The organism is Bradyrhizobium sp. Unk1 (assembly GCF_059512345.1).
Map to the genome: position 1 here is coordinate 275,532 of NZ_JCAMOP010000004.1, position 26,887 is coordinate 302,418.

Annotated in this window: 23 protein-coding genes and 1 tRNA gene; 17 read left to right on the forward strand and 7 right to left on the reverse strand. The window is 64.5% G+C overall.

Annotation, left to right across the window (positions count from 1 at the left end; translation table 11 throughout):
• From AC5ZFO_RS07155 to AC5ZFO_RS07170, 4 genes are read left to right on the forward strand one after another with little or no spacing between them, the layout of a single operon-like run.
• Positions 1–1,107 carry a four-carbon acid sugar kinase family protein gene (locus AC5ZFO_RS07155; RefSeq protein ID WP_282518940.1) on the forward strand — a complete coding sequence of 369 codons (1,107 nt, stop codon included), beginning with the start codon at positions 1–3 and terminating at the stop codon, positions 1,105–1,107.
• On the forward strand, positions 1,104–2,141 hold the full coding sequence (gene pdxA, locus AC5ZFO_RS07160; RefSeq protein ID WP_282518144.1) for a 4-hydroxythreonine-4-phosphate dehydrogenase PdxA: 1,038 nt from the start codon (positions 1,104–1,106) through the stop codon (positions 2,139–2,141). The genes AC5ZFO_RS07155 and pdxA overlap by 4 nt, the downstream gene beginning before the upstream one ends.
• 13 nt (positions 2,142–2,154) lie before the next feature.
• Complete coding sequence (locus AC5ZFO_RS07165; protein WP_282518143.1) at positions 2,155–3,285, forward strand: iron-containing alcohol dehydrogenase; 1,131 nt, start codon at positions 2,155–2,157, stop codon at positions 3,283–3,285.
• Between the two features lie 58 nt (positions 3,286–3,343).
• The gene (locus AC5ZFO_RS07170) at positions 3,344–4,315 is read left to right on the forward strand and encodes a Bug family tripartite tricarboxylate transporter substrate binding protein (protein ID WP_282518142.1); all 972 of its coding nucleotides are present in this window, start codon (positions 3,344–3,346) and stop codon (positions 4,313–4,315) included.
• An 86-nt stretch (positions 4,316–4,401) separates the two neighbouring features.
• Here the strand turns inward: AC5ZFO_RS07170 and AC5ZFO_RS07175 are convergent, their stop codons facing one another.
• On the reverse strand, positions 4,402–4,803 hold the full coding sequence (locus AC5ZFO_RS07175) for a hypothetical protein (protein ID WP_282518141.1): 402 nt from the start codon (positions 4,801–4,803) through the stop codon (positions 4,402–4,404).
• Positions 4,804–5,076: 273 nt separating this feature from the next.
• Here AC5ZFO_RS07175 and AC5ZFO_RS07180 point away from each other — a divergent pair, with 273 nt between their 5' ends.
• Positions 5,077–6,420, forward strand: a complete 1,344-nt coding sequence (locus AC5ZFO_RS07180) for a YcaO-like family protein (protein WP_282518140.1) — start codon at positions 5,077–5,079, stop codon at positions 6,418–6,420.
• 210 nt (positions 6,421–6,630) lie between these two features.
• Complete coding sequence (locus AC5ZFO_RS07185; RefSeq protein WP_282518139.1) at positions 6,631–8,565, forward strand: BTAD domain-containing putative transcriptional regulator; 1,935 nt, start codon at positions 6,631–6,633, stop codon at positions 8,563–8,565.
• 12 nt (positions 8,566–8,577) lie between these two features.
• Here AC5ZFO_RS07185 and AC5ZFO_RS07190 read toward each other — a convergent pair whose 3' ends face one another.
• Positions 8,578–8,970 (reverse strand): hypothetical protein, encoded by a 393-nt coding sequence (locus AC5ZFO_RS07190; RefSeq protein WP_282518138.1) that lies wholly within the window; start codon positions 8,968–8,970, stop codon positions 8,578–8,580.
• Between the two features lie 413 nt (positions 8,971–9,383).
• On the opposite strand from AC5ZFO_RS07190, the gene AC5ZFO_RS07195 reads away from it, so the two are divergent.
• From AC5ZFO_RS07195 to AC5ZFO_RS07210, 4 genes are all read left to right on the forward strand, one after another.
• Positions 9,384–9,833, forward strand: coding sequence for a hypothetical protein (locus tag AC5ZFO_RS07195; RefSeq protein WP_282518137.1), 450 nt, complete (start codon positions 9,384–9,386; stop codon positions 9,831–9,833).
• A 144-nt stretch (positions 9,834–9,977) separates the two neighbouring features.
• Positions 9,978–10,298 carry a hypothetical protein gene (locus tag AC5ZFO_RS07200; RefSeq protein WP_282518136.1) on the forward strand — a complete coding sequence of 107 codons (321 nt, stop codon included), beginning with the start codon at positions 9,978–9,980 and terminating at the stop codon, positions 10,296–10,298.
• Positions 10,299–10,440: 142 nt separating this feature from the next.
• Entirely contained in the window at positions 10,441–11,829 is a 1,389-nt protein-coding gene (locus AC5ZFO_RS07205) for a DUF6056 family protein (RefSeq protein WP_282518135.1), read from the forward strand.
• A 306-nt stretch (positions 11,830–12,135) separates the two neighbouring features.
• Positions 12,136–12,209 (forward strand) — tRNA-Gln (locus AC5ZFO_RS07210).
• Between the two features lie 155 nt (positions 12,210–12,364).
• On the opposite strand, the gene AC5ZFO_RS07215 is transcribed toward AC5ZFO_RS07210, so the two are convergent.
• Entirely contained in the window at positions 12,365–12,889 is a 525-nt protein-coding gene (locus tag AC5ZFO_RS07215; RefSeq protein WP_282518134.1) for a hypothetical protein, read from the reverse strand.
• A 247-nt stretch (positions 12,890–13,136) separates the two neighbouring features.
• On the opposite strand from AC5ZFO_RS07215, the gene AC5ZFO_RS07220 reads away from it, so the two are divergent.
• The 6 genes from AC5ZFO_RS07220 to AC5ZFO_RS07245 all read left to right on the forward strand — a co-directional run bounded on the left by AC5ZFO_RS07220 (position 13,137) and on the right by AC5ZFO_RS07245 (position 18,493).
• Complete coding sequence (locus AC5ZFO_RS07220) at positions 13,137–13,499, forward strand: DUF1428 domain-containing protein (RefSeq protein ID WP_282518133.1); 363 nt, start codon at positions 13,137–13,139, stop codon at positions 13,497–13,499.
• A gap of 369 nt (positions 13,500–13,868) precedes the next feature.
• Positions 13,869–15,122: an ABC transporter substrate-binding protein gene (locus AC5ZFO_RS07225; RefSeq protein WP_282518132.1), complete on the forward strand. Its 1,254-nt coding sequence runs from the start codon at positions 13,869–13,871 to the stop codon at positions 15,120–15,122.
• A gap of 63 nt (positions 15,123–15,185) precedes the next feature.
• Entirely contained in the window at positions 15,186–16,049 is an 864-nt protein-coding gene (locus AC5ZFO_RS07230; protein ID WP_282518131.1) for a branched-chain amino acid ABC transporter permease, read from the forward strand.
• Positions 16,049–17,020: a branched-chain amino acid ABC transporter permease gene (locus AC5ZFO_RS07235; protein WP_496121856.1), complete on the forward strand. Its 972-nt coding sequence runs from the start codon at positions 16,049–16,051 to the stop codon at positions 17,018–17,020. The genes AC5ZFO_RS07230 and AC5ZFO_RS07235 overlap by 1 nt, the downstream gene beginning before the upstream one ends.
• A complete protein-coding gene (locus AC5ZFO_RS07240) occupies positions 17,010–17,777 on the forward strand; it encodes an ABC transporter ATP-binding protein (RefSeq protein ID WP_071914964.1) in 768 nt (255 codons plus the stop codon). The genes AC5ZFO_RS07235 and AC5ZFO_RS07240 overlap by 11 nt, the downstream gene beginning before the upstream one ends.
• Positions 17,774–18,493, forward strand: a complete 720-nt coding sequence (locus AC5ZFO_RS07245) for an ABC transporter ATP-binding protein (protein ID WP_014496007.1) — start codon at positions 17,774–17,776, stop codon at positions 18,491–18,493. The genes AC5ZFO_RS07240 and AC5ZFO_RS07245 overlap by 4 nt, the downstream gene beginning before the upstream one ends.
• Here AC5ZFO_RS07245 and AC5ZFO_RS07250 read toward each other — a convergent pair.
• Positions 18,475–19,140 (reverse strand): TetR/AcrR family transcriptional regulator, encoded by a 666-nt coding sequence (locus tag AC5ZFO_RS07250; RefSeq protein WP_282518129.1) that lies wholly within the window; start codon positions 19,138–19,140, stop codon positions 18,475–18,477. The two genes, AC5ZFO_RS07245 and AC5ZFO_RS07250, sit on opposite strands and share 19 nt — an antisense overlap.
• 107 nt (positions 19,141–19,247) lie before the next feature.
• Between AC5ZFO_RS07250 and AC5ZFO_RS07255 the strand changes: the two genes are divergently transcribed.
• A complete protein-coding gene (locus AC5ZFO_RS07255; RefSeq protein WP_282518128.1) occupies positions 19,248–21,536 on the forward strand; it encodes an arylsulfatase in 2,289 nt (762 codons plus the stop codon).
• Between the two features lie 151 nt (positions 21,537–21,687).
• On the opposite strand, the gene AC5ZFO_RS07260 is transcribed toward AC5ZFO_RS07255, so the two are convergent.
• From AC5ZFO_RS07260 to AC5ZFO_RS07270, 3 genes are all read right to left on the reverse strand, one after another.
• Positions 21,688–22,254: an invasion associated locus B family protein gene (locus AC5ZFO_RS07260; protein ID WP_282518127.1), complete on the reverse strand. Its 567-nt coding sequence runs from the start codon at positions 22,252–22,254 to the stop codon at positions 21,688–21,690.
• A 64-nt stretch (positions 22,255–22,318) separates the two neighbouring features.
• Positions 22,319–25,465, reverse strand: coding sequence for a multidrug efflux RND transporter permease subunit (locus AC5ZFO_RS07265; protein WP_282518126.1), 3,147 nt, complete (start codon positions 25,463–25,465; stop codon positions 22,319–22,321).
• Positions 25,462–26,634, reverse strand: coding sequence for an efflux RND transporter periplasmic adaptor subunit (locus AC5ZFO_RS07270; RefSeq protein ID WP_282518125.1), 1,173 nt, complete (start codon positions 26,632–26,634; stop codon positions 25,462–25,464). Before AC5ZFO_RS07270 ends, AC5ZFO_RS07265 begins: the two co-directional genes overlap by 4 nt.
• Positions 26,635–26,887 lie beyond the last annotated feature (253 nt).

The window sequence follows — 26,887 nt, forward strand, 5'->3', positions numbered from 1 at the left end:
ATGACGGTCGTGCGCCTGCTTGCCGACGATCTCACCGGCGCACTCGACACCGCGGCGGAGTTCGTCGGCCTGTGCGGACCATTCGACGTCACCTGGGCGGATTCGCCCGCGACTCCGGGCACGCAAAGCCTCGCGATCGACAGCGGCACCCGCGAGCGGTCGAAAGCCGACAGCGTCGAGATCGTCGGACGGCTGGCGCCGCAGCTTCAGGGTGGGACCATCGCCTACAAGAAGGTCGACAGCCTGCTCCGCGGTGCCTGGGCGGCCGAGCTCGGCGCCTGCCTGCGCAGCGGCCCTTGGGCGTCATGCGTGGTCGCACCAGCCTTCGACTATCAGGGACGCCGCACCGTGGGCGGCCAGCAATTTGCGCGTACGGTCCAGGGCGACTGGCATCGCGTCGGTGACAATCTGCTGGCTCAACTGCAGCTCGAGGGCATCGAAGCACGGCAGGGCCGGGCCGATACGCTGTCGCAAGGCGGTGTTCAGGTCTTCGATGCCGAGAACGACGTCGAGCTCGATCGCATCGTCGAGATGGCGCGGCAGATGCCGGGGCCGGTGCTGTGGTGCGGAAGCGGCGGGCTCGCCGGTGCACTCGCCCGCAGCGATCGCGCCGATGCGCCGAGCCGGCTGAAGCGGCCGGTGCTGGGGCTGTTCGGTTCCGACCAGGCCACCACCGCCTCCCAGCTCGCAGCATGTGGCGAAGCCACCATCGCGTTGGCCGAAGGTGAGGGGGGCGCAGGCGTTCAACGCAAGCTGGCTGACGATGGCGTGGCGCTGGTGAAATTCGCGCTCGCGGATGGCCTTTCGCGCGTCGAGGCCGCGCAGCGGATCGCGCGCGAGCTGACGACGCTGATTTCGGCGCTCGATCCGCCCGGAACCTTGATCGTTGCTGGCGGCGAGACCTTGAAGGCCGTATGCGTTGCGCTCGGCGCGCATGCGCTCCAGGTGAGGGGGCGTATCGTACCGGGGCTGCCGCGCTCGGTACTGCAAGGCGGTCGCTGGGCCGGCGTCGACATCATCTCGAAGTCCGGCGCGTTCGGCCCCAGCGAGCTGTGGCGCGATCTGCTCCGGGACAATCATTTGCTCAATACTGGGAGCCCGACATGACCTCTCGTCATCTTGCCATCACCATGGGCGATCCGGCCGGGATCGGCCCGGAGATCATCGTCAAGGCCTGCGTCGGGCTGAAGGACCGGATCGCGAAAGGCGATCTGCGGATCCTGATCATCGGCAGCGGCGCGGCGCTCGATGGTGCCAAGGCCGCGCTCGGCGCTGCCGTTGCGATTCCGGAGGTGCGTGCTGACGATGCTGACTGGCCGAACCTCTGTTTCCTCCAGGCGGATGTCGAGGGCACCCCGATCAAGCCCGGCGTCTTGAGCGCCGATGGCGGCCGCTTTGCCTACAAGGCGATCGAGCAGGGCGTGCGCCTGACCCAGGCCGGGCGGACCTCCGCGATTGTCACCGCGCCGCTCAACAAGGAAGCACTCAACAAGGCCGGCTATCATTTCCCTGGCCATACCGAGATGCTGGCGCACCTCACCGGCGTGCGCGGCTCGGTGATGCTGCTCGCCCACGGCAACATGCGCGTCAGCCATGTCTCGACCCACGTGGCGCTTGAAGACGTGCCGAAGCGCCTGACGCCGGAGCGTCTGCGCATGGTGATCGATCTCACCAACGAGGCCTTGCTGCGGCTCGGTATCGCCAAACCGAAGATTGCGATCGCCGCGCTCAATCCGCATGCCGGCGAGGGCGGTCTGTTCGGCCGGCAGGATATCGACGTTTCGGCACCGACGATTGCCAAGGCCGTCGCCGATGGCCTCGACGTCGTCGGCCCGGTGCCCGGCGACACCATCTTCGTCAAGCTGCGCGCCGGCCAGTACGATGCTGCGGTCGCGATGTATCACGACCAGGGGCACATCCCGGTCAAACTGCTGGGCTTCCAGGTTGATCCCGCGACCGGCCGCTGGCAGGAGCTCTCCGGCGTCAACATCACGCTGGGCCTGCCGATCATCCGCACCTCCGTCGATCACGGCACCGCCTTCGACATTGCCGGCAAGGGCATTGCCAACGAGCACAGCCTGATCGAGGCCATCGACTATGCCGAGCGGCTCTCCGCTGGCGCCTCCGCCTCCAAATCATGAGATCTAGCGCACGATGACCAACGCCTTCACGCCCATCGAAATCCAGCGTCCCACCATCCTGGAATTCGGCAACGGCACGATCACCGCCGCGGCGCGCTTCGCCGAGCGGATCGGCGCCAGGCGGCCGCTGGTGATTTCCGATCTGTTCAATGCGCGCCGCGTCGATGCGCTGGCGCTGCCGGGCGCAGTGAAGGTGTTCGGCGACGTGAAGCCCGAGCCGGACCTGCCCAATCTCGAGAAGGCCGTCGCGATGGCACGCGACGCCAAGCCCGATCTCGTGGTCGGCTTCGGCGGCGGCAGCGCGATGGATCTTGCCAAGCTGGTTGCGGTGCTCTGCACCAGCGACGTGGCCTTTGCCGATATCGTTGGGCCGGAAAAAGTCGCTGGCCGCAGCGTCGCGCTGATGCAGATACCGACCACATCGGGCACCGGCAGCGAGGCGGGCACCCGTGCGCTCGTCACCGATCCCGTCAGCCAGAACAAGCAGGCAGTGCAGAGCCGCTTCATGCTCGCCGATATCGCCATCGTCGACCCCGATCTCACGATGACGGTGCCGAAGCAGGTCACTGCGGCCACCGGCGTCGATGCGCTGGCGCATTGCGTCGAGGCCTATACCAGCCGCAAGGCGCATCCGATGATCGACCTTTATGCGCTCGAGGGCGCGCGGCTGGTCGGGCAATATCTCAAGCGGGCGGTCGCCGACGGCGGCGATCGCGAGGCACGCGCGGGTCTCTCCCTAGCCTCGCTCTATGGCGGCTATTGCCTCGGGCCGGTGAACACCACTGCCGGGCATGCCGTCGCTTATCCGCTGGGCACGCGCCATCATGTCGCGCATGGGCTCGCCTGCGCCGTGATCTTCCCGCACACGCTGGCCTTCAACATGCCGGCAGTCGAGGCGAAGACGGTCGCGGTGCTGGCGGCGCTCGGCCTGCCGGCGCAGAACGACCCGATTCTTGCATTCGAGGCCACTTACGAGTTCTGCAAGAACCTCGGCATCGAGATGCGTCTGTCCGCGCTCGGCGTGCCCAAGGGCGATCTCGGCGTCATGGCCGACGAGGCGCACGCCATTCGCCGCCTGCTCGACAACAATCCGCGAGACCTCGGCCGGGATGCGATCCTGAACATGTACGAGGTCGCGTTCTAGTCACCTCCGCCGCCCGCGGGACCCAATCAACAAAACAGTAATAGTAGAGGAAACCTCGATGAGATCGATGTGGCTTGGTCTTGTGTCAGCCGTGCTGCTGGCGACGTCGCCGGCAAAGGCGCAGGACGGCTATCCGTCCAAGCAGGTGACGGTGATCGTGCCTTTCGCCGCCGGCGGCACCGCCGACATCTTCGCGCGCATGGTGTCGAACCATCTGCAAGTGAAGCTGGGCAAGCCGTTCGTGGTAGAGAATGTCGGCGGCGCGGGTTCGATCCTCGGCGTGACGCGGCTGGCGAAATCGGCGCCTGACGGCATCACGCTCGGCCTTGCCAGCACCTCCGCGCTCGCGATCAACCCCACGCTCTACGGGCCGAAGCTCAGCTACCAGCCGGACAGGGACCTGGTGGCGGTCGCCCAGATCAGCGTCGTGCCGAACGTGCTCGTGGTGAATCCCAACAAGATCAAGGCGCGCACCGTGCCGGAGCTGATCGCCTATCTGAAGGCGAACCCGGACAAGGTCTCGTTCGGCTCGGCCGGCGTCGGCACCTCGCAGCATCTTGCCGCCGAACTGTTTCAACAGATGACCGGCACCAAGATGGTGCATGTGCCCTACAAGGGCTCCAGCCAGATGCTGACGGATCTGTTGAGCGGCCAGATCGATCTTGCCTTCGACAACGTGCCGCTGCTGCTGCCGCAGGTGAAGACCGGCCAGCTCGCGATGCTCGCCACTGCAACGCCCAAGCGCGCCGCCTTCGATCCGGAAGTCCCGGCCGTCGCCGAATTCCTGCCGGGCTTCGAGGCCGTGGCCTGGCACGGCTTCTTCGTCCCCGCGGCAACGCCGAAGCCCATCGTCGACAAGCTGTCGGGCGAGATCCGCGCCTTCATGCAGCAGCCGGAGACGGTGCAGAAGATGGCCGAGCTCGGCGCGGCCGCGGTTGCGGTGGATTCCGAACCTTTCAAGGCCTACATCGCCTCCGAGACCGAGCGGTGGAAGAAGGTGATCGAGGCGGCGAATATCAAGCTGGAGTAGGCGACGGTCGCTTCTCTGGAAATGACGGATGGGTCGCTGTCGGCTCGGCTTCCTCGCGAGCCCCTGCTGAGCGCGGGGCTCGCCCCTCATTCGAAGAACTCGCCGACCCAGTTGTGCCTGACGGCCTCGACGTGCCAGCCCATTGCGCGTTGCGCGTTCGGCAGGGGATCCGGCATGTCGCTGCGGACGTGGCTGTCGAGGCCTCGAGCACGGTGCGCGTGGCGTCCTTCGCTGCGCAGGCGAAACCTGCCCTGTGACTCGAAAATCCGGCTGTAGCCGTCGGTCGGGAAGAATGTTCCTGCGATTGGAAAATGGGTCGGCTGCTGCCGAAGCATCAGGAACGTGATGTCTTCCGCGGTTTCCGACAGGAGAATTCCAACGGCCGTGTTGACCGGCGCGAGGCCGATCGGAGCTTCGGTCTCCGGTTCTACCTTGCCTGCTGCGCTCGCAATGGTGATGAACTCCGAGTTCGGACCGCAGCGGGACACGATGATCCATCGCCGGACCTTGCGTCGGATCGAAATCGGTCGATGATAGGCCGCGAACGAAAATTCCGCTGCCATTGCAACGACAAAGCCATTTTTCCACATACCGGCCATCTAACCCGTTACGGTCGAGGGCCGATCATCATGTGCGGGCGTGAAGCCAGCGTGAATTCGCACGGTCGCGGCGTGATCGCACGAATTACTTGACCTTCCGCAGGGGCCTTGATGGCATGCTGTCGATCGAAACTGTACCCTGCCGGGTAGCGGAACCGACCGATGGAAGCATCGAAGGCAACCAATCTGTTCGAGCGGTTGGCCGCATACCTGGCGGGCCCGCCAGCGCACGGCCGTGATCGCGAGCTGGAATCCATCCTCGAGAAACTCGAATACCTCCCGTCGGGCGGGACGGCGCCGTCGGAGACGCGCAATCGCATTGCACTGCTCGAAGCGGCGGCCAGATTTTCCGACGTCTTCCAGCTGGTCTCCCGTGATGCGCCGGGCGTCACGTTCTTCGGCGCGGACATCCGTGCGACCGGCGTCGATTCCACCTTCTCGCATCAGGCGCGCTCGAGCGCATCCGGCGCCGGTCTCTCGCTTCGTCAGGCTTTCGAATCATGCATCGGAGAAGGGGTCGAATACCTCTCCCAGTTCGAGACCGTACTGGATCGTCTTCACCAGGGCCCGATCGCAGATGGACTTGCCGCCTTCGATCCCGCATCCCGGTCTGTCCTCTCCGAGTTCATGCGCCTGTCGGTGCGCAACAACGTCGATTGGATCGAAGCAACGCAGCTATCGAGCGGCCGGTCGATGCCGTTTCCGGCGGACCTGTGCCTGCGCCGCACGCCCGAGCGAAGCGCGCTCACGCCGCCATTCAGCCTGAGCTCGGGCTGTGCGGCCGGCACCTCGTTCGAGACGGCTGCGTTGCACGGGATGCTGGAGCTGGTCGAGAGGGATGCGGCAAGCCTGTGGTGGCGCGGCGGCCTTCGCGGGCGGCAGGTTGCGCTGGAGGGGCACGCCGCGGCAACGGCCGCAGCCTGGGTTGCGCAGGCGCGCGGCGGCGTCACGACGAGGCGAACCTGGCTGCTCGAGATCACCACCGATATGGAGGTGCCTTGCATCGTCGCGATCTCCTGCTGCGCCGATGGCAGCGGCTTCGCCTGCGGACTGGCTGCACGTTTGAGTGTCGAGAATGCGGTCCGCTCGGCGCTGACGGAGATGTGCCAGATGGAATTGGCCTATGCCGTCGTCGAGCAGAAGCGCCGGGAAGGAGGCGACGCGAGGCTGAACGAACATGATCATCGTCACGTCGCTCGCAGCACGCTGATCGATGCTGCGAGTTGCACGCTGCTGCATCCGATCGCGCCCCGTCACGCGACCGTCGAGTTCAGCCCGGACACGCCCGCGCGGCAGCTTGCGGCATTGATCGAGAGACTGTCAGCCAGAGGCGTCGAGACGTTTGCCATCGATCTGACCCGTCCCATGTTCGGGGTTGTCGTCGCTCGGATCGTCGCGCCGGCACTCCAGATGGAGCCGTCCGAAGTCGCGACCGAACGTCTGGTGTCCGCTCGGCGCAGGACCGGAGGAGGCGATGCCTATACACATGGAATTAGTTTGTTATAGTTGCTGTTATTCCCAAATGCGGTTTATCGGGGCGGATCCAAAGTGAGCGCTCGTGCATCTCTCTCAAAGTCCATTGCAAGGGACGGCGGAATTCCCAAGCCGAGCGAAAACCTGTCGATTTCCGTTTTGGGCGGCCTGTCCGTCGCATTCGCGGGGCGGGAAATTCGGGTCAAGAGCCGAAAGTCGCGGGCGGTTCTCGGCTACCTGGCATTGACGGATCGCCACCAGGAAACACGTGAGCGTCTGGTCGGGCTGCTGTGGAGCGAGTCTGACGAATACAAGGCGCGAGCCTCGCTTCGTCAGGTCCTCCATGAGTTGCGGGAAACGTTCCTGGAGGCCGGATACGACGGGTTGCAGATCGAGAAAATGCTCGTCGAAATGGGCCGCGATCGGCTGCGTGTCGATCTCCTCGACACCTTGCGAGAGGCCGAAGCGCAACAGGCGCATCCGCTGCTGATGAGCGCGCCAGGTGTCATGGAAACTCTTCTCGCGGGCCTCGACGATATCGACCCGTCGTTCCGTGTCTGGCTTCTCGCCAAGCGGCAGACCTTCCATGATCGCATCTCGCGTGCACTCGAGGCCGGCCTCAGGAACGTCGGACTTGCCGTGGCGAGCAGGCGCGCGCTGGCCGAGGCAATCCTGAATCTCGACCCGACCCACGAGGAGGCGTGCCGCTTCGCGATGCAGACGCGCGCGGAAGAAGGCGACCTGTCAGGGGCGCTCCGAGTTTACAAGACCTTGTGGAACATCCTCGATGATGAATATGGGATGGAGCCTTCGGCCAAGACCCAGCAATTGATCGCCGACATCAAGAACGGTCAATTCGAGGGAGAGGCCGCATCCGTTGCGGGCGATCAGATGCAGCGCGACGGCGCAAAGGGTCCGACGGCCGATGAGGCGCCGAGACAATCGCCGGCCTCGTCCCGGGCGGCGGCCAAGATCGCGATCCTGGTCGATCCGTTCAGCATGAATGGCGTAAGCGCGGACCGCGTCCACCTCGTGACGGGATTTCGACATCATCTCATCGCCTGCCTGACCAAGTTCCGCGAGTGGTATGTCGGAGACGGCACGGCGCAACAACCCGTGGCGCCGGGAGAGCGTGCGGCAGCGTCCCGCTACAGCGTGGCGGCGACTGCCTATCAGGCGGGTGACACGATCAGCATGGTGCTGACGCTGCGAGAGACGAACACCGGCGTCTATATCTGGAGTGACACGTTCGAGCTGAAGCTCGAGAACTGGTTCCAGGTGCAACAAAGGATCGTGCAACGCACGGCGCTCTCGGTGAACGTCTATCTGTCGACCGAGCGGCTGACGCGCGTGGCCGTCGCCCCGGACGTGTCCCTGGACATCTACGACCGCTGGCTTCGCGCACAGGCAAGCTTCGGAAGCTTCAGCGCCGAACATTGGCGCGCTTCGACCGCGCTCCTGACCGAGGCGATCGCCGTCGCTCCGAACTTTTCGCCGAGCTACAGCGCGCTGGTTCAAATGAACAATACCGAGCATCTCGTCTTTCCCGGCCTGTTCCGCGATCTGACGAAGGCGAGGTCCACGCTCGAGCTTGCGAGAACGGCGGTGCAGCTCGACCCCGTCGATTCCAGGGCCCAGCTCTGCCTCGGCTGGTCGCAGGCGATGCTGATGCAATATTCGGAAGCCAGTGCCCACATCGATCTCGCATGCGAGCTCAACGGCAACGATCCCTGGACGTTGCTGTCGGCAGCGTCCTGCCAGGGGTTTTGCGGCAATTTCGAGCGTGGCAACGATCTCGTGGCAGAAGCTCTCAAGGTGTTCTGGTCGCCGCCGCCACTGCACTGGCCCTATCGCGCCGTGCTTCAGTTCATGCGAGGCAATTACCTGGAGGCGATCGAGGGGATCGATCGCGCCAACAACGTGGCGAAGACGCTCCCGGGCTGGAAGGCGGCCGCACTGTATCATCTCGGCAGGACGGAAGAGGCCCGCCTCGAGGGCAGGAAATTCCTCGATGGAATCCGCGCGATATGGTTCGGCAAGCCGCCCGCCGACCAGGACATCGCGCTCTGGCTCCTCCATGCGCATCCAATTGCCCGTCGCGAGGATTGGGAGCGCCTGCGCGATGGCATAGGCGGCGCAGGCGTCCCGGTCGTCGGCTTCAGGCATCACGCATGGTGAGCGGGTGCCTGCTCACCCGCAGAACTTGATCGTGTACTCGCCGACACGCCTCGAATGGAACAGCAGCCTGCCGCTGGGGGTATCGTTCTTCAGGCTGCTGTCCTTCATGTCGCTCGCGTAGAACGGCGGCATTGGGTAAGGGGAGGTGCCTTGCACCTCCTTTTCGGCCTCATTGAGCAGCTCGGCCGGCGGCAGCTTGATCAGCAGCTTGCCGTCATCGTAGCCCGCCTCGATGAAGACAAGCTCCGTGAATTTCTGGGGATATTTCGCCATCACGTCGGCCTTCAGGAGCTGGTCCTGGAATTCGGCGACGGTGGTCGGGCGCGACGACCGATCGCGAGCCCATTTTTTCACGAGCTCGCCCCACTTGTCATAGTTTTCGACGTCGAACATCTCGAATTTCATTGCGGTCTCCCTTGGCTTTCCGCCGGCGGCATTGCCGGCCGTTCGAAAAAAGGTCAGATCGGCTTCCTTCAGGTCGTCGAAATTGGCGGCGAACGGAGCGGTCCCGGCCGGCTCTGTAGCGGTGGACCGTGCCGGCCGATCGTAGACGTCCCAAAGTCGACGGTGATCCTAGTTTGGCAACGTGATTTGAACGTGAATCGCCCTTCGCGGGCAGGGAGACCGGCTGCATCGGCGCTCGAGGGGGAAGCACCGATCCGCTTGACCCGTTGAGACGCCTCTCGACCGCCGAATTCACGCGCCTTTCACGATCAGCTTCGCCTTGCAAGCCTATGCTTCCTCCGCCGCCAAAGCACGGTCGGCCGTAAACCGATCGGCCCGTTCTCAGTCGCAAGAGACAACCGCGGGAGAGGAGCATGACACACACGACGAGCGCCGAATGGATCTACTATTTGCTGCTCTGTGGCCTGCTGGGGATGGCCGGCCAATGCGTTCGCGCCATCGGCGGGGCGAAGAAGGTGCACGATCAGGCGCGAGGCCTGAGCGCGGGCTTCAAGGACGTGTTCGACGGGTCGGCGTTTCTGGTGTCGATAGTGATCGGCTGCGTGGCGGGGATTTCCGCGGGGCTGATGGTCGAGCCGAAGGAAATCGGCCGGCAATTTCTCCTGAGCGTCATGGCGGCCGGGTACGCTGGCGCTGACTTCATCGACGCGTTCGTGAAGAAGAGCGTCCCCGACATCAACAAGGTCGCGGAAGCCTCCAAAGCCGTCGGCGGGCCGGAAAACTTGCCGGCCGTGAAGGCGCTTGGCGGTGAGGCTCCGGCCCTCGCTAGCGCGATCCGCGCCAAGGCGGCAGCCGGGACTTGAAAGCCCGGTTGGAGGGGGAGGCGGTGATCGGGGGGGCCCCGGTATCTGTCCGTCCGGCTGCGACGATTTTACAGGCGAAGGGTCGGCGCCACTCGTCGGGACGAGGGGCGGACAATTCGCAGCTTGGCCAAGGAGAGACGTGTTATGACTGTCCTGCTGAGAAACACCTTCAAGGCCTGGATCGACCGGGCGCCGGGGGCGCCGCCCAAGCTGGTCATGGTTGGCGACGTGAGGGTACCGACCGATGGCTGGCAGGCCCGGCTGACCAGGCGCTCGCCGCAGGGGATCAATCCGAAGATCCTGATCCTCGACGTGAACACGCAGCAGCCGGGCGGCGAACCGCAGGAAGCGATCACCACGATCCCGCTCCGCTACGAGGAGAGCCCGCCGCAGGACGAATACGGCCAGGTGATGATCGCGAACGGCAAGGCTGAGATCGTGGTCCGCGTCTGCGGCTCGAACTAGCCTTTCGATTGTTTGCCCGCGGAACCTGTGATCTTCTGTGCCGCGTTGCATAACGAGGGTTGCGTTCGGGGCTGTTCGCTCTCACGTTGCTGCCGCTTTGCTCTGTTGATTTGGGGGATTTCCAGTGCGCCTCGGAAGCCGCATGCCGGACGTGATGCCTATCGTAGCCGCTTCTGTCGCTCTCTTTATCCTGCTCTGGCTCGCGTCCATCGCGCTCTATGCGATGCCCGAATCTGACGATTATTGCGTGACGAACCGCGTCAACAGCATGGGTCTCGTCGGAATGGTCAAATCCTATTATTTGCACCAGATGGGCCGACTGACCTCGCTTGTAGCAATCGCGGCCCCCGCGGTTGTCAGCAAGGTGACAGGCGCCGATTATGTGGTCGTCTATCCGGTCATACTCATTTGCGGGATGGCCATCTTCTTTGCAGTCAGCGTTTTTTGGGCTGGTCGATTGTGGACCGGCCTGTCGTGGCCAGAGAGATTTTCGGCGGGGGCAATGCTCAGCGCGGCGTCGTTCGTTCTGGCGATCAGTCTGCGGGAGATGCTTTACTGGATCTCGGGCAGTGCGTCCTACATGGTTCCCGCCCTCTTCGTGATCATCATCCTCGTCGAGCTGGTGCGGTCCGCAGCGAACGAAACCGTGCTCTCGACGGGCCAAGTCGTCGTTCTTTCCGCAATCGGCTTCCTGGGTGCTCTTGCCAACGAGTTCACGCCGTTTTGGATCGCGGCCCTCGTCGCCGGTTCCGCCCTTTATCGCGCGTTCTACCATCCTCGCCCGCAACTGGCGGGCCATGCAGCGATGCTGACGGCGACCTTCATCGGACTTGCGATCCTGCTTTTGTCACCCGGGAATGCGGTCCGGATGGCGGCATATCCGGAGGGGGGGAAGATCGCCGCTTCTTTCTCGATGGGGTTGTACTATCTGTGGCTCGAGCTCGTTCGGCACTACACCGAATCTGCGACGTGGGCCTGGCTCGGTTTCGTGGCGTTGTTTTCGGTGTTCGTGGTGCCTTCGCAACCGAGGCCGGCGGCGCGGCTGCTGGTCTTGATCGTTGGGCTCATGGCGGCGGTGCTCGCTGGTCTCTACACCGCTTATGTCATCGCCTATTTTGCGACGGCCGAGGATCTCGCGACGCGAGGGCGGAACGAGGTGGTGGTTTTTCTTCTTGCCGGAGGGGGCTGCGTCGTCGCCCTGGCTGCCCGCTTCCTTCCCTCCCTGGGCCATCATGCCCATGTTCGCATGACGGCCCTGGTGGCTTGCGGGCTCCTTTCTTTTTTGCTCCTCGATACCGTCGCGCTGGGATACGTCCGCGCCGAGGAGTCGCAATTCGCGACCTTCTGGAGCGAGAGTGTCCAGAGGCATCAATTTCTTCGGACGACCAAGGACCTGGATGTTGTCGTCCCCAAGAGATCGGTCCAGCCGTCCATGCTGATGGATGCCGAGCTGACCAAAAATCCGGGCCAGCTGCCGAATGATTGCGTCGGTGAATTCTATGGCAAGCGATCCGTGGTCTTGGGCGATTAGGTCAGCGGATCAGCCTGTAAACCTCCCGCGCTTCGTGCGGGCGATCGCCGGCTGCGGCCTGCCGGCGTTGAGTGCGCGCATCATGGGTCTCCTGGTGCTGATTGCCGGAGCGGCGGCGCGTGAGGGCGGACGTGGCCACGTTTCCATGGTGCGAACGCAGAGAGAACAAGCTGCGATGCTCACAGAGGGGCTAGACCGCGAACGCCGGCGCGGCTATATGAGCGCCAGCGCGGCCGCTGATTTGCAAAACTCTTTCTGCGGCTTGCAAAACGTCCGAAGATAGTCTTGTGATATCAAGCACTTCGGTGGGGAATGGTGTAACGGTAGCACAACAGACTCTGACTCTGTTTGTCTTGGTTCGAATCCAGGTTCCCCAGCCAGTTCCGGGCGATTAATCGAGATCTCAACCTGCTTGAATCGGGCCCGTGCCGTCGGCAGTCCGCGCCTTTGGCCGGGCCGGGCCGGGCCGGTCTCGGCGCGTTGGCCGGACTCATGGCGCCCGCGATGCACTGTGCGGCGATGCAAGGCGAAATGATTAGCGGCGCTTCTTCCGGCCTGTCTTGGCGGCACGCTTTTTCGGCGCCCGCCGCTGGCCGCGACCTGCATCTGCCGCGCCCCATGGAATTTTCGCGCTGACGCGCTTCTTGGCGCCGACCAGATTGGGCGTCTGGTTATATTTGAGGCGACGGAGTTTGGCCGTGACGCCGTCACGATATTCATAGGACGGCTCCTGCTCCTGGCAGGCCTCGAGGAGGATCGGCAGATAAGGACCGTGATGCCCGAGCTCGGCCCGCGTCTTGTTGTATTCCTTGTCGGGCTGGGTGCGGAGCGCCATGCTGCGCCCGAGCCGCTGCGTGGCGCCGTTGTCGCCGAGATAGTCGGCGCCGTTCTTGCTCTTGCTCAGACTCTCGTTGAGGGGAGGGAGCTCGCGTGGCGCCCACATGCCTTCGCTTGCCTCCCACCGCAGCGCCCGGTGGCGGATATCGTCGGGCGGCGTCAGGCCGCGGATGCGTGGACCGCCGTCACGTGTCATGCCGCCGGAAGGGCAGCAGTCGAGCATGGCGACGAAATAGCAGTCGTACGGAAGCTGTGAGTAGAGCTGGCTGAACTGGCGGTCGAGGATCGCGTGCTCGGGCGCCGATGTGCGAGCGCAAACGTCCGGGATGATGTCACGGCGCCGCGAGCTTCAAATGTGAAGTACCGCACGAAATCCTCGCGACAGTTTGCCTCACCTTGCGGGAGGCATGACGTGTCGGATCGTCCCGTGCCGCTTCGTCCTTGGAGCAGGCAACCCATGGAGATCCGTGATGCCCTATGTCGATGGTTTCGTGCTGGCCGTGCCGAAGGACAAGATCGAGGCCTACAAGGCGCTGGCGCGAAACGCCTGCACCATATGGATGGAACACGGCGCGCTCGATTACGTCGAGTGCATCGGCGACGACGTGCCCCATGGCGAATTGACCTCGTTTCCGCGCGCGGTGATCGCGAAGGAGGACGAGGTCGTGGTGTTCTCCTGGATCGTCTACCGTGATCGGGAGACCCGCGATGCCGTCAACAAGAAGGTGATGGCCGATGAGCGGCTCAAGGGCGCCGACATGCCCTTCGACGGCAAGCGCATGATCTATGGCGGCTTCACGACGCTGCTGCGGGCGAGCGACGTCGTCGGCTGACGGCGCTTCGCAGGGTGGGTTGGCGACAGCGTCACCCACCGCCTCTGCGTTCGCGGAAACACACGGGGGCCGGGTTACGCCAGCGGACCGCGCTTGGCGCAGTCGCAGTGTTAACCCACCCCTGCAGATCGCAATGACATCCGCCGTTCGGGTTACCGCGTTCGCGCCGGACGACGCCGGATTTGAACGCCGCCCGCGCCGGCGCGTTCGCTGCCTCCCATGCAGCATTGCGCAAGTCCGTTTCACCTTGCCGGTGTCCGGCTGGCATGCCATCCTAGATCCACCAGGCATAAACAAACGGAAGCGGGCGCTTAGCCTGCAGCTTCTAAAATAGCTTGGTCGGGGAAACCCTTTGGGAGGTCTGATTTGATGAATTTCAAGCACGTCACCAGGCTGTTTTGCGCAGCCGCGATGTTTCTTGCGCTGGGCTCCGGCGCACAGGCCCAGGACAAGGTCATCAAGATCGGCGTCATCATGCCGATGTCCGGCGGCACGGCCTCGATCGGTGCGCACGCCAAGGCGGCGCTCGAAGTCGCCATGGACATCATAAACAACGCCCATCCTGAGCTTGGCAATCTGCCGCTGGCGAAGAACGCCGGCCTTGCCGGCCTCGGCGGCGCCAAGATCGAAGCTGTATTCGCCGACAACCAGGGTAACCCGGCGACGGGCCAGAACCAGGCGCTGCGCCTGATCACGGAAGAGAAGGTGGCGGCCGTGTTCGGCTCCTACCAGTCCGGCGTCACGCTGACTTCGAGCGCGATCGCCGAGAAATACGGCGTTCCCTTCCTGAACTCGGAATCGGTCGCCGCCAATCTCACCGAGCGCGGCTTCAAATGGTTCTTCCGCACCACGCCGATCGCGACCGATTTCGCCAAGATCTATGTCGACTTCCTCGCCGACATCAAGGCGCAGGGTGCCAAGACCGACAGCGTCGCGGTGGTCCATGACAATACCGAATACGGCACCTCGGTCGCCAATACGATCGCCGGCGCCTTCAAGGAAAAGGGCCGGCCGATCGCGCTCGATATCGCCTATCCCGTCAATGCGACCGACTTGCAGGGCCAGGTGCTGCAGCTCAAGGACAAGAAGCCCGACGTCGTCATCATGATCAGCTACACGTCGGACGCGATCTTGTTCGCCAAGACCATGCAGTCGCTCGACTACAAGCCGCCCGTGCTGCTGGCCGACGATGCCGGCTACTCCGATCCGTCCTTCACCAAGGCGGTCGGCAAGATCTCGCAAGGCGCCTTCAACCGCTCGTCCTGGGTCGTGGGACCGCCGGGCTCGGCGTCCGCCATCATCGCCGACATGTACAAGAAGAAGAGCGGCGAGGAGATGGACGACACGGTCGCCCGGCAGATGCAGGGCTTCTTCGTGCTGGCCGATGCCATCGACCGCGCCGGTTCGACCGAGCCTGCAAAGATCCAGGCCGCGCTGAAGGCGACGGACCTGAAGCCCGAGCAGCTCATGATCGGCTACAAGGGCGTGAAGTTCGACGACAAGGGCCAGAATGTCCTCGCGTCCGGCGCCATCATCCAGCTTCAGGATGGCGAGAACTATGTCTCGGTGTGGCCGAAGGCCAATGCCGAGAAGGCGCCGATGCTGCCCTACAAGGGCTGGTGAGATTGACGGCGGGACCGCGCGTCCCGCCTTTCCCAAAATGATCTGATCAGAGCAACGCAGCTCATGTCCTTTGTTCTCGTGCAGGTGATTGCCGGCGGGCTTCTGCTCGGTGCCGTCTACGCCCTGTTTTCCTCTGGCCTCACGCTGGTGTGGGGCATGATGAACATCGTCAATTTCGCGCATGGCGACTTCGTCATGCTCGGCATGTACGTCGCCTATGTCGTCTACACGCTGATGGGGGGAGGGCCCATCCTCGGCGCGCCGCTGGCGACACTGGTGCTCGCGACCGTCGGGGTCGTCGTCTATTTCGCCCTGATCCGCGACATCATGAAGGGGCCGATGCTGGCGCAGATCCTCGGCACGTTCGGGCTCGCGCTGCTGCTGCGCTATTCCGTGTTCTGGTGGTTCGGCGCCAACTTCCTGTCGATGCCGTCGAATATCGTCGGCGGCACCTATGCGTTTGCGGGCCTGCGCCTCGAAGCCTCGCGGCTGCTTGCCGGTGTCGTCGCGCTGCTGGTGACATTCGGTCTCCACCTGCTCCTGACGCGCACATCGCTTGGTTCAAAAATGCTGGCGGTGGCGGAGGATCAGACCGCGGCTCAGCTCATGGGCATCAGGCCCGATACCATGCAGGCGATCGCCTGGGCCATCGCGGCCGGCGCCACCGGCCTCGCCGGCGCGCTGATCGCGAACTTCTTCTACATCGTGCCGACGGTCGGCGAGACGCTCGGCATCGTCGCCTTCGTCACGGTGTCCCTCGGCGGTTTCGGCAGCGTGCCCGGCGCGCTCGTCGCTGGCCTGTTGATCGGCGTGATCGAGTCGCTATCGGGCTATCTGATCGGCGCGGTCTACAAGGACATCGTCGTCTATGTCCTGTTCCTGTCCTTCCTCTGGTTCCGGCCGCAAGGCCTGATGGGGAAGATGTGATGCGGCGTCTGATCTGGCTCTCGGTCGTCGCAGCCATTGCGATCGCCTATCCGCTGCTGCTGTCCTCGCCGTTCCAGCAGCGCTTGGGCGCGCTGGTGCTGCTCTATGCCATCGCCGCGTCGGCCTGGAACATAGTCGGCGGCTATGCCGGCCAGGTCTCGGTCGGCCATGTCGTGTTCTTCGGCTGCGGCGCCTATGCCGCGATGGGCTCCTACGCAAAATTCGGCCTGTCGCCGCTGCTCGGAATCCCCGGCGGCATCGTGCTGGCGGTGGGACTCGCTGCGATCATCGGTGTGCCGACGCTGCGCTTGTCCGGCCATTATTTCAGCATGGCAACGATCGCAGTGGCTGAGACGGTACGGCTGATCGTGACCAATACCGAATGGCTTGGCGCTGCCGTCGGTCTTTCCGGCCCGACGGTCCCGCGCAACGTCTTCGATCTCTCGTTCCTGTCGTCGCTGCCGTATTACTATCTCTTTCTGGTCGTCCTCGTGATCACGCTCCTGATCACCTGGTGGATGACCAACAGCCGGATGGGATTTTACCTGCGCGCGATCAAGGATTCCGAACGGGCCGCGCGCTCGCTCGGCGCGCCGGCGAGCCGCACCAAGCTCTATGCCTACATGCTGAGCGCGGCGCTGACGAGCGTTGCTGGCGCGCTCTATGCGATGATGTTCGGCTTCGTCGATCCCGAGTCCGGGCTCGGCATCCTGATCTCGGTCAAGATCCTGATCATGGCGGCGCTGGGCGGGGCAGGGTTGCTGTTCGGGCCGCTGGTCGGTGCCGCAATCCTCGTGCCGCTGGAGGAGATCTCCAACAGCTGGCTTGGCGGCAAGGGGGCGGGCCTCACCTTCGTGGTGTATGGCGCGATCATCGTGCTGATCGCGCGCTTCCAGCCCGGCGGCCTGCTCAGCCTGTTCACGGGACGACGCAAGCCCGGCGCAGACAAGGGAGCCGGCCATGCTCCTTGAGGCGCGCGGGATCACAAAGGCGTTCGGCAGCTTCAAGGCGGTGGACGATGCGTCCGTGACGCTGGAGCAGGGCGATATTCTCGGCCTGATCGGCCCCAACGGCGCCGGCAAATCCACCTTCTTCAATTGCCTCACCGGCGACCTCAAGACCACGTCGGGCCGCGTGCTGTTCGAGGGGACCGACATCACCGACTTCGCGCCGGAGCAGCGCGCCGGGCTCGGGCTTGCGCGCACCTTCCAGGTGCCGCAGACCTTTGAAGGCATGACGGTGCTAGAGAATGTCATGATCGGCGCCTTCCTGCGCACCTCGCATCGCCACGAGGCCGAGACCCGGGCGCGCGCGGTGCTGGAGCGCGTCGGCATGAGCAGGCTTGCGGATGCGCCGGCGCGCTCGCTCGGCACGCCCGGCCGCAAGCGGCTGGAGATCGCCCGCGCACTTGCGACCGAGCCAAAGGTGCTGCTGCTCGACGAGGCCATGGCCGGGCTCAACGCCCACGAAGTGAGGCTCGCCATCGATCTCGTGCGCGACATCCACCGCTCCGGCATCACGCTCGTCATCGTCGAGCACATCATGGAAGTGATCATGTCGCTTGCGAGCCGCGTGATGGTGTTTCACCAGGGCAAGGAGATCGCCCGCGGCTCGCCGCGCGAGGTCACCTCGAACCCGGCGGTGATCGAAGCCTATCTCGGCAAACGCGCGGCGAAGGCCGCGGCCGGCCATACGCCGGTCGAGCTGATGGGCGGGCGGGACCTATGAGCGGCGCGCTTCTTCGGATCGAGCACCTCGAGGTGCGCTACGGCGACCTCATCGGTGTCTCCGACGTCTCGCTGGAGGTGCCGGAGGGCAGCGTCGTCGCGCTGCTCGGCTCCAATGGCGGCGGCAAGACCACGACGCTGAATGCAATCGCGGGTCTCATTCCCGTGCATTCCGGATCGATCAGCTTTCGCGGCGAGGACATCGCCGGCCAGAAGGCCTTTGCGATCGTGCGCAAGGGGCTTGCGCTGTCGCCGGAAGGCTGGCGGCTGTTCGTGCAGCAGAGCGTCGAGAACAACCTCATGCTCGGCGCGACGCCGCTGCACGACAAGTCACGCCAGGCCAATTTGCTTGAGCGCGTCTACGAGATCTTCCCGCGCCTGAAGGAGCGCCGCAACCAGCGCGCCGGCACCATGTCCGGCGGCGAGCGGCAGATGCTCGCGGTCGGCCGCGCGCTGATGAGCGATCCGAAGCTGCTGATGCTGGACGAACCGTCGCTCGGCCTCGCGCCGGCGGTGGTTGAATCCATGTACGAGACCTTCGGCCGCCTGCATCGCGAGGGCCTGACCATCCTGCTCGCCGAGCAATCGATCGAGCTCGCGCTGGAAGTCTCGGACTTCGCCACCGTGCTCCAGGTCGGCAAGAGCGTGCTATCCGGCACGGCCGCGGCGCTCGCACAGGACCCGCAGGTGCAGAAGGCCTATCTCGGCGTCGACTGATTGATCTCCGCCTGGAGCAACAGCAACAGGCAACCGGCGAGCCGCGTCTCCATCTCTTTTGATCTAAGCGACAGCGGCCCGGGATCGTTGAGGATCGCGTTCACCAGCGTGCCCAGAACGACCTGAAAGCCGAAGGCGATGGTCCGGGTCTTTGCGGCCTTGCGTCCCTTGCCCATGGCCGGGAGCAGGAGAGGGGTGGCGCGCTCGGTCGTTGCCTTCGCGAGGGCCTTGAACGGCGTCCATTTGTCCGGGCGGGTGTCGTCGTGCTGAAGCGCGGCGTGCAGCACGCCCTCGTGGTTGCGCATCCAGGTGATGATGCCGCTGACGATGACGTGGCAGAGCTTGTCGAGGTCCGTATCCGGTGACGGTCGCCTGATTTCGCCGAGCCGCTGCTCGCCGTCGCGCGCAGCCAGCGCCATCAGTGCGTTGAAATAGGCCTCCTTGCTCTCGAAGCGGCTGTAGAAGGCGCCGACGGTGGCGCCGACCTCGGTGCAGAGCGTCTCGATCGACAGCTCGGCAAGGCTGCGCGTCCGCAGCATGTCGGCGCCGGCGCGCAGCAGCGCCAGCGTCGTCTCGCGGCTGCGCTTCTGGCGCGACGGGGCAACGCCGGGCAGGTCGAAATCGGGGTCGTCCGAGCTTGGCCGCATCCGCGCTTGCATCCGGCAAAAATCATAATCATAATTCGGATTATAATCTAGACGTGGGTGGGCCGCGGGTCAACCGTGCCGTTCCCGCAGCGAGCAGGGAGGAACAGATGAGCGCAGGCAGCGGCACGCCGTTCCGCGGCACCGTCGGCAAGACGGTCGCGGAGTCAAAACCCTGGTGGCCGGATGCGCCGAAGCCGCCCGAGGGCGCGCCGAACATCCTGGTCGTGCTGTTCGACGACGTCGGCTTCTCCGATTTCGGCTGCTACGGTTCGGCAATCAAAACGCCGACCATCGACCGGCTCGCGGCCGAAGGGCTGCGTTACTCAGGATTCCACACCACGGCGATGTGCTCGACGACGCGCGCCGCGCTGCTGACAGGACGCAATCATCACTCGGTCGGCGTCGGCTGCCTTGCCAATTTCGATTCCGGCTATCCCGGCTACCGCGGCAAGATCGCGCGCGAGGCGGGGACGCTGGCCGAGATGCTGCGCATCCATGGCTACCGCAACTACATGGTCGGCAAATGGCACGTCACGCCGCTGACCGAAAGCGGCGCCACCGGTCCGTTCGACGGCTGGCCCCTGGGACGCGGCTTTGATCGCTTCTACGGCTTCCTCGATGCCGAGACCGACCAGTACGCGCCGGAGCTCGTCTCCGACAACACGCATATTGATCCTCCCGGCACCTACGCCGACGGCTATCACCTGACCGAGGACCTGATTGACCAGTCGATCCGATTCATCGGCGACCATGTCGCCGACCGTCCTGACGTTCCCTGGCTCACCTGGGTCGCACTTGGCGCCTGTCATGCGCCGCATCAGGCGCCGGGCGATATCATCAGGAGCTATGATGCCGAATTCGCGCACGGCTGGGACGTCGAGCGCGAACGGCGTCTGGCACGCCAGAAGGCGATGGGGCTGGTGCCTGAGGCAACCCGGATGCCGGCGCGCAACGATGGCGTGAAGCCGTGGGAGGAGCACACAGCCGATGAGCGCCGTGTCTTCACCCGCCTGCAGGCGGCCTTCGCCGGCATGCTCGACCATTCCGACCGCCATCTTGCACGGCTTGTCGCGTTCCTGGAGACGGCCGGCATTCGCGACAACACCGTGATCATCGTGATGTCCGACAATGGCGCGAGCCAGGAAGGCGGGCCGCTCGGCTTCGTCAACGCGATGGGGCCGTTCAACTTCAAGCCGGAGCCGATCGCGGAGAAGCTCGCGCGTCTCGACGATATCGGCGGGCCCGACACCCACAGCAATTTCCCGCATGGCTGGGCGATGGCGTCGAACACGCCGCTGCGGCGCTACAAGCAGAACACCCATGGCGGCGGCATCCGCGATCCCTTCGTCATCAACTGGCCGAAGAAGATCGCAGGCAAAGGCGAGCTGCGGCACCACTTCGTCCACGCCTGCGACCTCACGCCGACGCTGCTCGAGCTGATCGGCATCGAGGCGCCCAGCACGATCGCCGGCTGCCCGCAGATGCCGCTGGAAGGCGAGAGCTTTGCGCGCTCGATCAGGGATGCGTCCGCGCCCTCAAAGAGCTCGCCGCAATATTTCGAGATGTTCGGCCATCGCGGCCTCTGGCAGGGCGGCTGGAAGGCGGTCGCCTTCCATCCCTCGGGGACGCCATTCGAGAACGACAAATGGGAGCTGTTTCATCTCGACGAGGATTTCTCCGAGACCGACGATCTCGCCGCAAAGCAGCCGGAGCGTCTGGCAGCAATGATCGCGACCTGGTGGGCGGAGGCCGAGAAGCACAAGGTGCTGCCGCTCGACGACCGCTTCGGTCCGCGCTTCGCCGAGAACGCCGCACGCTTCCATGGTGCGCGCCACCATTTCGTCTTTCACGCCGGCATGGGCCACGTGCCGACCGATGTCGCACCTGATGTGCGCAGCCGCAGCTACACGATCGAGGCCCATGTCGAGATCGACGAGGCGGGTGCAAACGGCGTGCTGATCTCGCATGGCGACGCGACGTCGGGCTACAGCCTCTACATCAGAGATGGCCACCTCGTGCACGACCTCAACATCGGCGGCAGCCACCAGATCGTGCGGTCGGACCGGAAAGTGTCGTCAGGCGCGCGGCGGCTCGGGGTGCACGTCGAACGCCTCGTCCGCAAGGAGGCGCCGGCCAAGGGTTCGCGCACCGGCGTCACCGAATACACGCTGCTGATCGACGGCGAGCCGGCGGGGGCGCTCCAGACCCAGCTCGGCTTCCACACGCTGATCTCGTGGTCCGGTCTCGACATCGGCCGCGACCGTGGCAGCCCCGTGTCACATTACGAGGCGCCGTTCGAATTCGCTGGAAGGCTACTGCGCGTCACCGTCACCATGCACGACGACCAGAAGCTCGACGGCGATGCCGTCGGCAATGCGCAGATGGCGCGGCAGTGAGAGGGAAGAGGCGGCGCTGCATCCGCGCCGTCATTGCGAGCGCAGCGAAGCAATCCAGACTGCCTCCGCGGAAAGATTGCTGGATTGCTTCGCTACGCTCGCAATCACGAGGTGAGAGAGCGTCCACTCCAACGGGAAACGGGAACGGTCCTTACTTGATCTTGTCGTAGGCCGCCGCGAAATCGCCCAGCGGCATCGGGATCGCGATCGCCTCCTTGGCCATGTTCTGGAAGGAGACTTTCAGCTGCTTGCCCGACCGCAAGGCCGCGAGCAGGTCCGCCGCGATCGGCGTCGAGGCGTAGCAGCCGCGGTTCTCGCAGGTCTGGATCTGGAGGTCGAATGTCTTGCCCTCGTCGACCTGGAGCTTGGCCCCGACGGGCAGGTTGAGGCCGAGCGGCAATTGCAGCAGCGCCACCGGCGTGCGGGTGTCCGGCGCGATGCGGATGTTGATCAGGACGATGGTCTGGCCGGTCTTGGTCAGCACCGCGTTCTGCTCCATCGCGCATTCGAGCGGCGCGTCGCGGCTGACGCTGGTGCAGCGCACGACCCATCCGGCTTGCTGTGCACCGTCAGCCTGCGGCTGCGTCGGAGCTGGCGCGGGCTGTGCGGCCGGTGCAGGGGAAGCGGCGTTCTTTTTGGCGCTCTGCTGGGCAGACGCGCCGGCTGTCGACAGCAGAAGGGCGGCGGCGAGGGCGACAAGTCTGGATTGCATGGACATGGCGAAACCGCGTTGGCGTGAACCGAGGGCCTCGCTGTAGCGTCGCGGGAGCCGCGGCGCAAGTTTACTCGGCGGCTTGCTTAACGGTGCCGTGCTCGGCGACCTCGTGGCCGTCGCCGTCACCCGAACGGCCCCAGCCCGAGAACCAGTTGTTGAGCTCGTCGAGATAGAGATAGACCACCGGGGTGGTGAACAGCGTCAGCGCCTGGCTGACGATCAGGCCGCCGACCATGGCGTAGCCGAGCGGCTGGCGGATCTCGGCGCCGGTGCCGTGGCCGAGCATCAGCGGCACGCCGCCGAGCAGGGCGGCCATCGTCGTCATCATGATCGGCCGGAAGCGCAGCAGCGCGGCCTGACGGATCGATTCCGCCGGCGTCTTGTGCTCGTCGCGCTCGGCCGCGATGGCGAAGTCGACCATCATGATGCCGTTCTTCTTCACGATGCCGATCAGGAGAATGATTCCGATCAGCGCGATCAAGCTGAAGTCGAAGCCGGCCGCCATCAGGATCAGGAGCGCGCCGACGCCGGCCGAGGGCAGGGTCGACAGAATCGTGATCGGATGGATGTAGCTCTCGTACAGGATGCCGAGGATCAGATAGACCACGACGAGGGCTGCGAGGATCAGCAGCGGCACGGTGCCGAGCGACTGCTGGAACGCCTGCGCGGTGCCCTGGAAGCTCGAATTCAGGGTCGGTGGTGCGCCGAGATCGGCCATCGCCTTCTGCACGGCCTCGGTGGCCTGGCCGAGCGCGACGCCTTGGGCGAGGTTGAAGCTGATCGTGATCGCCGGGAACTGGCCCTGGTGGCTGATCGAGAGCGGGCGGACCGGATCGGTGGACCAGGTCGCAAAGGTCGACAGCGGCACCTGCTCGCCGGTCAGCGGCGATTTCAGGTAGAGCTTGTTCAGGCTGTCGAGACTGCCCTGCATCTCCGGCAGGATCTCGAGGATCACCTTGTAGGTGTTGAGCTGGGTGAAATACTGCGTGACCTGCCGCTGTCCGAAGGCGTCATACAGCGTGTCGTCGATCAGCTGCGGCTGGATGCCGTAGCGCGATGCGGTGTCGCGGTTGATCTTGAGCTGGACCGTGGTGCCCTGCGTCTGCTGGTCGGTCGCGACGTCGCGCAATTGCGGCAGCGTCTGCATCTTGGCGAGGATTTTCGGCGCCCAGTCGTTGAGCTCGGTGAGATCGGCATCCTGTAGCGTGAATTCAAACTGCGTGCGCGTCGGCCGGCCGCCGAGCCGGACGTCCTGGGCCGCCTGCATGTAGAGGCGGGCGCCCGACACCTTCTCGAGCTTGGGACGCAGTCGGGCAATGATCTCCTGGGCCGACGCGTTGCGCTCGTTACGCGGTTTCAGCGTGATGAACAAATTGCCGTTGTTGCCGGCGCGGCCGCTGCCGCCGATGTTCATCGCGATCGTGGCGACGTCGGGATCTTCCATCACGATCTTGCCGAGCTCGACCTGGCGGCGCTGCATCTCGGCGAAGGAGATGTCCTGGGACGCTTCCGAGGTCGCCGTGATCAGGCCGACGTCCTGCTGCGGGAAGAAGCCCTTCGGGATCAGGATGAACAAATAGATCGACAGGCCGAGCGTGGCGAAGAAGATCAGGAGCGTGGTGCGGCGCCAGGCCAGGGCATGATCGAGAACGTACTCGTAGCCGCGCAGCATGCCGTCGAAGGCGCGTTCGCTCCACTGGTAGAACTTGCCGTGGGTCACCTCGCCATGGGCGCGCAGGAAGCGCGAGGCCATCATCGGCGTCAGCGTCAGCGACACGAACATCGAGACGAAGATGGTCATCGCCAGCACGACGGCGAACTCGCGGAACAGGCGTCCGATGATGCCGCCCATCAGCAGCAGCGGGATCAGCACCGCGACCAGCGAGATGCTGATCGAGACGATGGTGAAGCCGATTTCCTTGGAGCCCTTAAAGGCGGCCGCCATCGGCGATTCGCCTTCCTCGATGTAGCGCGTGATGTTCTCGAGCATCACGATGGCGTCGTCGACGACGAAGCCGACCGCGATGGTGAGCGCCATCAGCGACAGATTATCCAGCGAATAACCGACCACCCACATCAGGGCGCACGCGCCCAGTAGCGCCAGCGGAACCGTGATGGTGGGAATGACCGTCGCCCAGAAGCTGCGCAGGAAGACGAAGATGACCATGACCACGAGGGCGATGGTCAGGAGCAGCGTGAACTGGACATCCTCGACCGCGGCGCGGATCGTCGTGGTACGGTCGCTGATGAGCTCGATCTTGATCGCGGGCGGGATCGCTGCCACGAGGCGAGGCAGGGTCGCCTTGATCCGGTCGACGGTCTCGATGACGTTGGCGCCCGGCTGCTTAAACACGACCAGGAACACGCCACGCTTGCCGTTGGCCCAGGCTGCCTGCTTGGCGTCCTCGGCGCCGCTCACCGCCTGGCCGATGTCGCGGATTCGAAGCGGACCGCCATTGCGATAGGCGATGATGACGTCGTTCCAGTCCTTCGACTGGGTGAGCTGGTCGTTGGCGTAGATCGTGTAGGCGCGCTTCGGCCCGTCGATATTGCCCTTGGGGCTGTCGACCGTGGTGATCGCGATCTGGCTGCGCACGTCCTCCAGCGACAGGCCCTTGGCGACGAGTTTCGCCGGGTCGATCTGAATGCGGATGGAGGGCTTCTGCTGGCCGCCGATGAAGACCTGCGCCACGCCCGAGAGCTGGCTGATCTGCTGGGCGAGCTGGGCGTCGACGGCGTCGCTGACGGTGGTCAGCGGCAGCGTCTCCGATGTCGCCGAGAGCAGCAGGATCGGCGCGTCGGCCGGGTTGACCTTGCGGTAGGTTGGCGGCGAGGGCAGGTTCTTCGGCAATTGGCCGCTTGCGGCGTTGATGGCGCCCTGCACGTCATTGGCGGCGCCGTCGATGCTGCGGTTGAGGTCGAACTGGATGGTGATCGAGGCGGTGCCCAGATAGCTCGTCGAGGTCATCTGGGCGATGCCGGGGATCTGGGCGAATTGCCGCTCGAGCGGCTGGGCCACCGACGAGGCCATCGTCTCGGGGCTGCCGCCCGGCAAATTGGCCGTGATCTGGATGGTCGGGAAGTCCACCTGCGGCAGCGGTGCGACCGGCAGCAGGGGATAGGCGACGAGACCGACGAAGAGGATGCCGGCCATCAGCAGCGAGGTGCCGATGGGATAACGGATGAAAGGTGCCGAAATCCCGCCTTCGGTCATTCCTGTCGTACCTTGTTCTGGCTCGGATCCGAGCTTGCTACGGCCGTCGAGACGAGGCTTCCGGGCTGGACCTTGAATTGACCGCCGGTGATCACCTGTTGACCCGGGCTCAAGCCTTCGTCGACGACCGAACGGCCGTCGATGGCGTAGCTGACCTTGATCTTGTGCACTTCCGCCTTGTTGTCCTGATTGACGGTATAGGCGTAGAGGCCGTTGGTCGAATGCTGAACCGCGTCATCCGGAACCACGGTCGCGTCCTTCAGGGTGCGTACCAGAAGGCGCGTCGAAACCGACTGGCCCGGCCACAGCGTGTGTTCCTTGTTGTCGAACACCGCCTTGAGCCGAATAGTCCCGCTGGTCGTATCGACCTGATTGTTGATGACCGCGAGCTTGCCCTCGGCCAGCGTCTTCTTGCCGTCGGTGGTGAACGCGATCACCTTGAGCGCACCGGCCTTCTGACCTTCGCTGATATAGGGCAGCTGATCTTCCGGCGCGGTGAAGATCACCGAGATCGGCTCGACCTGCGAGATCGTCACGATTCCCGTCTGCGTGGAGGCGTTGACGATGTTGCCAACGTCGACCAGGCGCAGCCCGGCCACGCCGGTGATCGGCGCCTTGATCTGGGTGTAGTCGAGCTGGGTCTGGGCGTTGGCGATGGCAGCTTCGTCGGCCGCGATCTGGGCGTTGAGCTGGGCCACCGTCGAGCGCTGGGTGTCGACCCGCTGCGCGGTCGCGAATTCGCCGAGCTTCATGGCGCGCTGGAGTTCGAGATTGGCGTTGGCGAGATTGGCCTCGTCCTGCGCCTTCTTGGCCTTGGCCTGGTCGAGCGCGGCTTGATAGGGGCGGGGATCGATCGAGACCAGAAGCTCGTCCTGCTTGACGATCTGGCCTTCGGTGAAGGCGATCTTGTCGATCTGGCCGTCAACCCGGCTTCGGACCTGCACCGTATTGAAGCCCTGAACCGTGCCGAGACCGGTCAGATAAACCGGAAAGTCGGACTTCTGGACCGGCGAAACGCTGACGGGGATGGCGGGCGCGCGCGGCGGACCCTTCTGAGCGGTCTGGGTTTTTCCGGCCTCGGGCGAGCCGAATTTCTGCCAGCCATAGTAACCTGCGGAGGCCACGGCCGCGATGATCAGAATCCAGAGGATCGGCCGTGTTTTTTTCATGTCGGCTCGTTGGTTCGTACGCCCAAAACTACGAATTGTGGAGCAATCATAGGGTTCCAGCGCGCTTGTATAATACACGCCAAGTTCCAGTGTAAACAGCACTATCCGTTCGGAATCCTAAACAATTGGAAAGCTTTGCACGGTCTAGGCAGCTCCGTGACACTACGGTGTGCAGTCCTGCATTTTTCCCGGCGCGAACGATCCGCGCGCAAACTTTAGGCAATGCTCGGAACCGGTGTCGGCGGCCCGCAGA

Excerpts from the sequence above, each read along its gene's own strand:
- AC5ZFO_RS07225 (WP_282518132.1), top strand. The coding sequence starts at position 13,869 with ATGAATTTCAAGCACGTCACCAGGCTGTTTTGCGCAGCCGCGATGTTT.
- AC5ZFO_RS07190 (WP_282518138.1), bottom strand. The coding sequence starts at position 8,970 with ATGAAATTCGAGATGTTCGACGTCGAAAACTATGACAAGTGGGGCGAG.
- AC5ZFO_RS07165 (WP_282518143.1), top strand. The coding sequence starts at position 2,155 with ATGACCAACGCCTTCACGCCCATCGAAATCCAGCGTCCCACCATCCTG.
- AC5ZFO_RS07270 (WP_282518125.1), bottom strand. The coding sequence starts at position 26,634 with ATGAAAAAAACACGGCCGATCCTCTGGATTCTGATCATCGCGGCCGTG.
- AC5ZFO_RS07155 (WP_282518940.1), top strand. The coding sequence starts at position 1 with ATGACGGTCGTGCGCCTGCTTGCCGACGATCTCACCGGCGCACTCGAC.
- AC5ZFO_RS07250 (WP_282518129.1), bottom strand. The coding sequence starts at position 19,140 with ATGCGGCCAAGCTCGGACGACCCCGATTTCGACCTGCCCGGCGTTGCC.
- AC5ZFO_RS07240 (WP_071914964.1), top strand. The coding sequence starts at position 17,010 with ATGCTCCTTGAGGCGCGCGGGATCACAAAGGCGTTCGGCAGCTTCAAG.
- AC5ZFO_RS07255 (WP_282518128.1), top strand. The coding sequence starts at position 19,248 with ATGAGCGCAGGCAGCGGCACGCCGTTCCGCGGCACCGTCGGCAAGACG.
- AC5ZFO_RS07230 (WP_282518131.1), top strand. The coding sequence starts at position 15,186 with ATGTCCTTTGTTCTCGTGCAGGTGATTGCCGGCGGGCTTCTGCTCGGT.
- pdxA (WP_282518144.1), top strand. The coding sequence starts at position 1,104 with ATGACCTCTCGTCATCTTGCCATCACCATGGGCGATCCGGCCGGGATC.
- AC5ZFO_RS07235 (WP_496121856.1), top strand. The coding sequence starts at position 16,049 with ATGCGGCGTCTGATCTGGCTCTCGGTCGTCGCAGCCATTGCGATCGCC.
- AC5ZFO_RS07265 (WP_282518126.1), bottom strand. The coding sequence starts at position 25,465 with ATGACCGAAGGCGGGATTTCGGCACCTTTCATCCGTTATCCCATCGGC.
- AC5ZFO_RS07245 (WP_014496007.1), top strand. The coding sequence starts at position 17,774 with ATGAGCGGCGCGCTTCTTCGGATCGAGCACCTCGAGGTGCGCTACGGC.
- AC5ZFO_RS07200 (WP_282518136.1), top strand. The coding sequence starts at position 9,978 with ATGACTGTCCTGCTGAGAAACACCTTCAAGGCCTGGATCGACCGGGCG.
- AC5ZFO_RS07220 (WP_282518133.1), top strand. The coding sequence starts at position 13,137 with ATGCCCTATGTCGATGGTTTCGTGCTGGCCGTGCCGAAGGACAAGATC.
- AC5ZFO_RS07180 (WP_282518140.1), top strand. The coding sequence starts at position 5,077 with ATGGAAGCATCGAAGGCAACCAATCTGTTCGAGCGGTTGGCCGCATAC.
- AC5ZFO_RS07205 (WP_282518135.1), top strand. The coding sequence starts at position 10,441 with ATGCCGGACGTGATGCCTATCGTAGCCGCTTCTGTCGCTCTCTTTATC.
- AC5ZFO_RS07170 (WP_282518142.1), top strand. The coding sequence starts at position 3,344 with ATGAGATCGATGTGGCTTGGTCTTGTGTCAGCCGTGCTGCTGGCGACG.
- AC5ZFO_RS07215 (WP_282518134.1), bottom strand. The coding sequence starts at position 12,889 with ATGCTCGACTGCTGCCCTTCCGGCGGCATGACACGTGACGGCGGTCCA.
- AC5ZFO_RS07260 (WP_282518127.1), bottom strand. The coding sequence starts at position 22,254 with ATGTCCATGCAATCCAGACTTGTCGCCCTCGCCGCCGCCCTTCTGCTG.
- AC5ZFO_RS07195 (WP_282518137.1), top strand. The coding sequence starts at position 9,384 with ATGACACACACGACGAGCGCCGAATGGATCTACTATTTGCTGCTCTGT.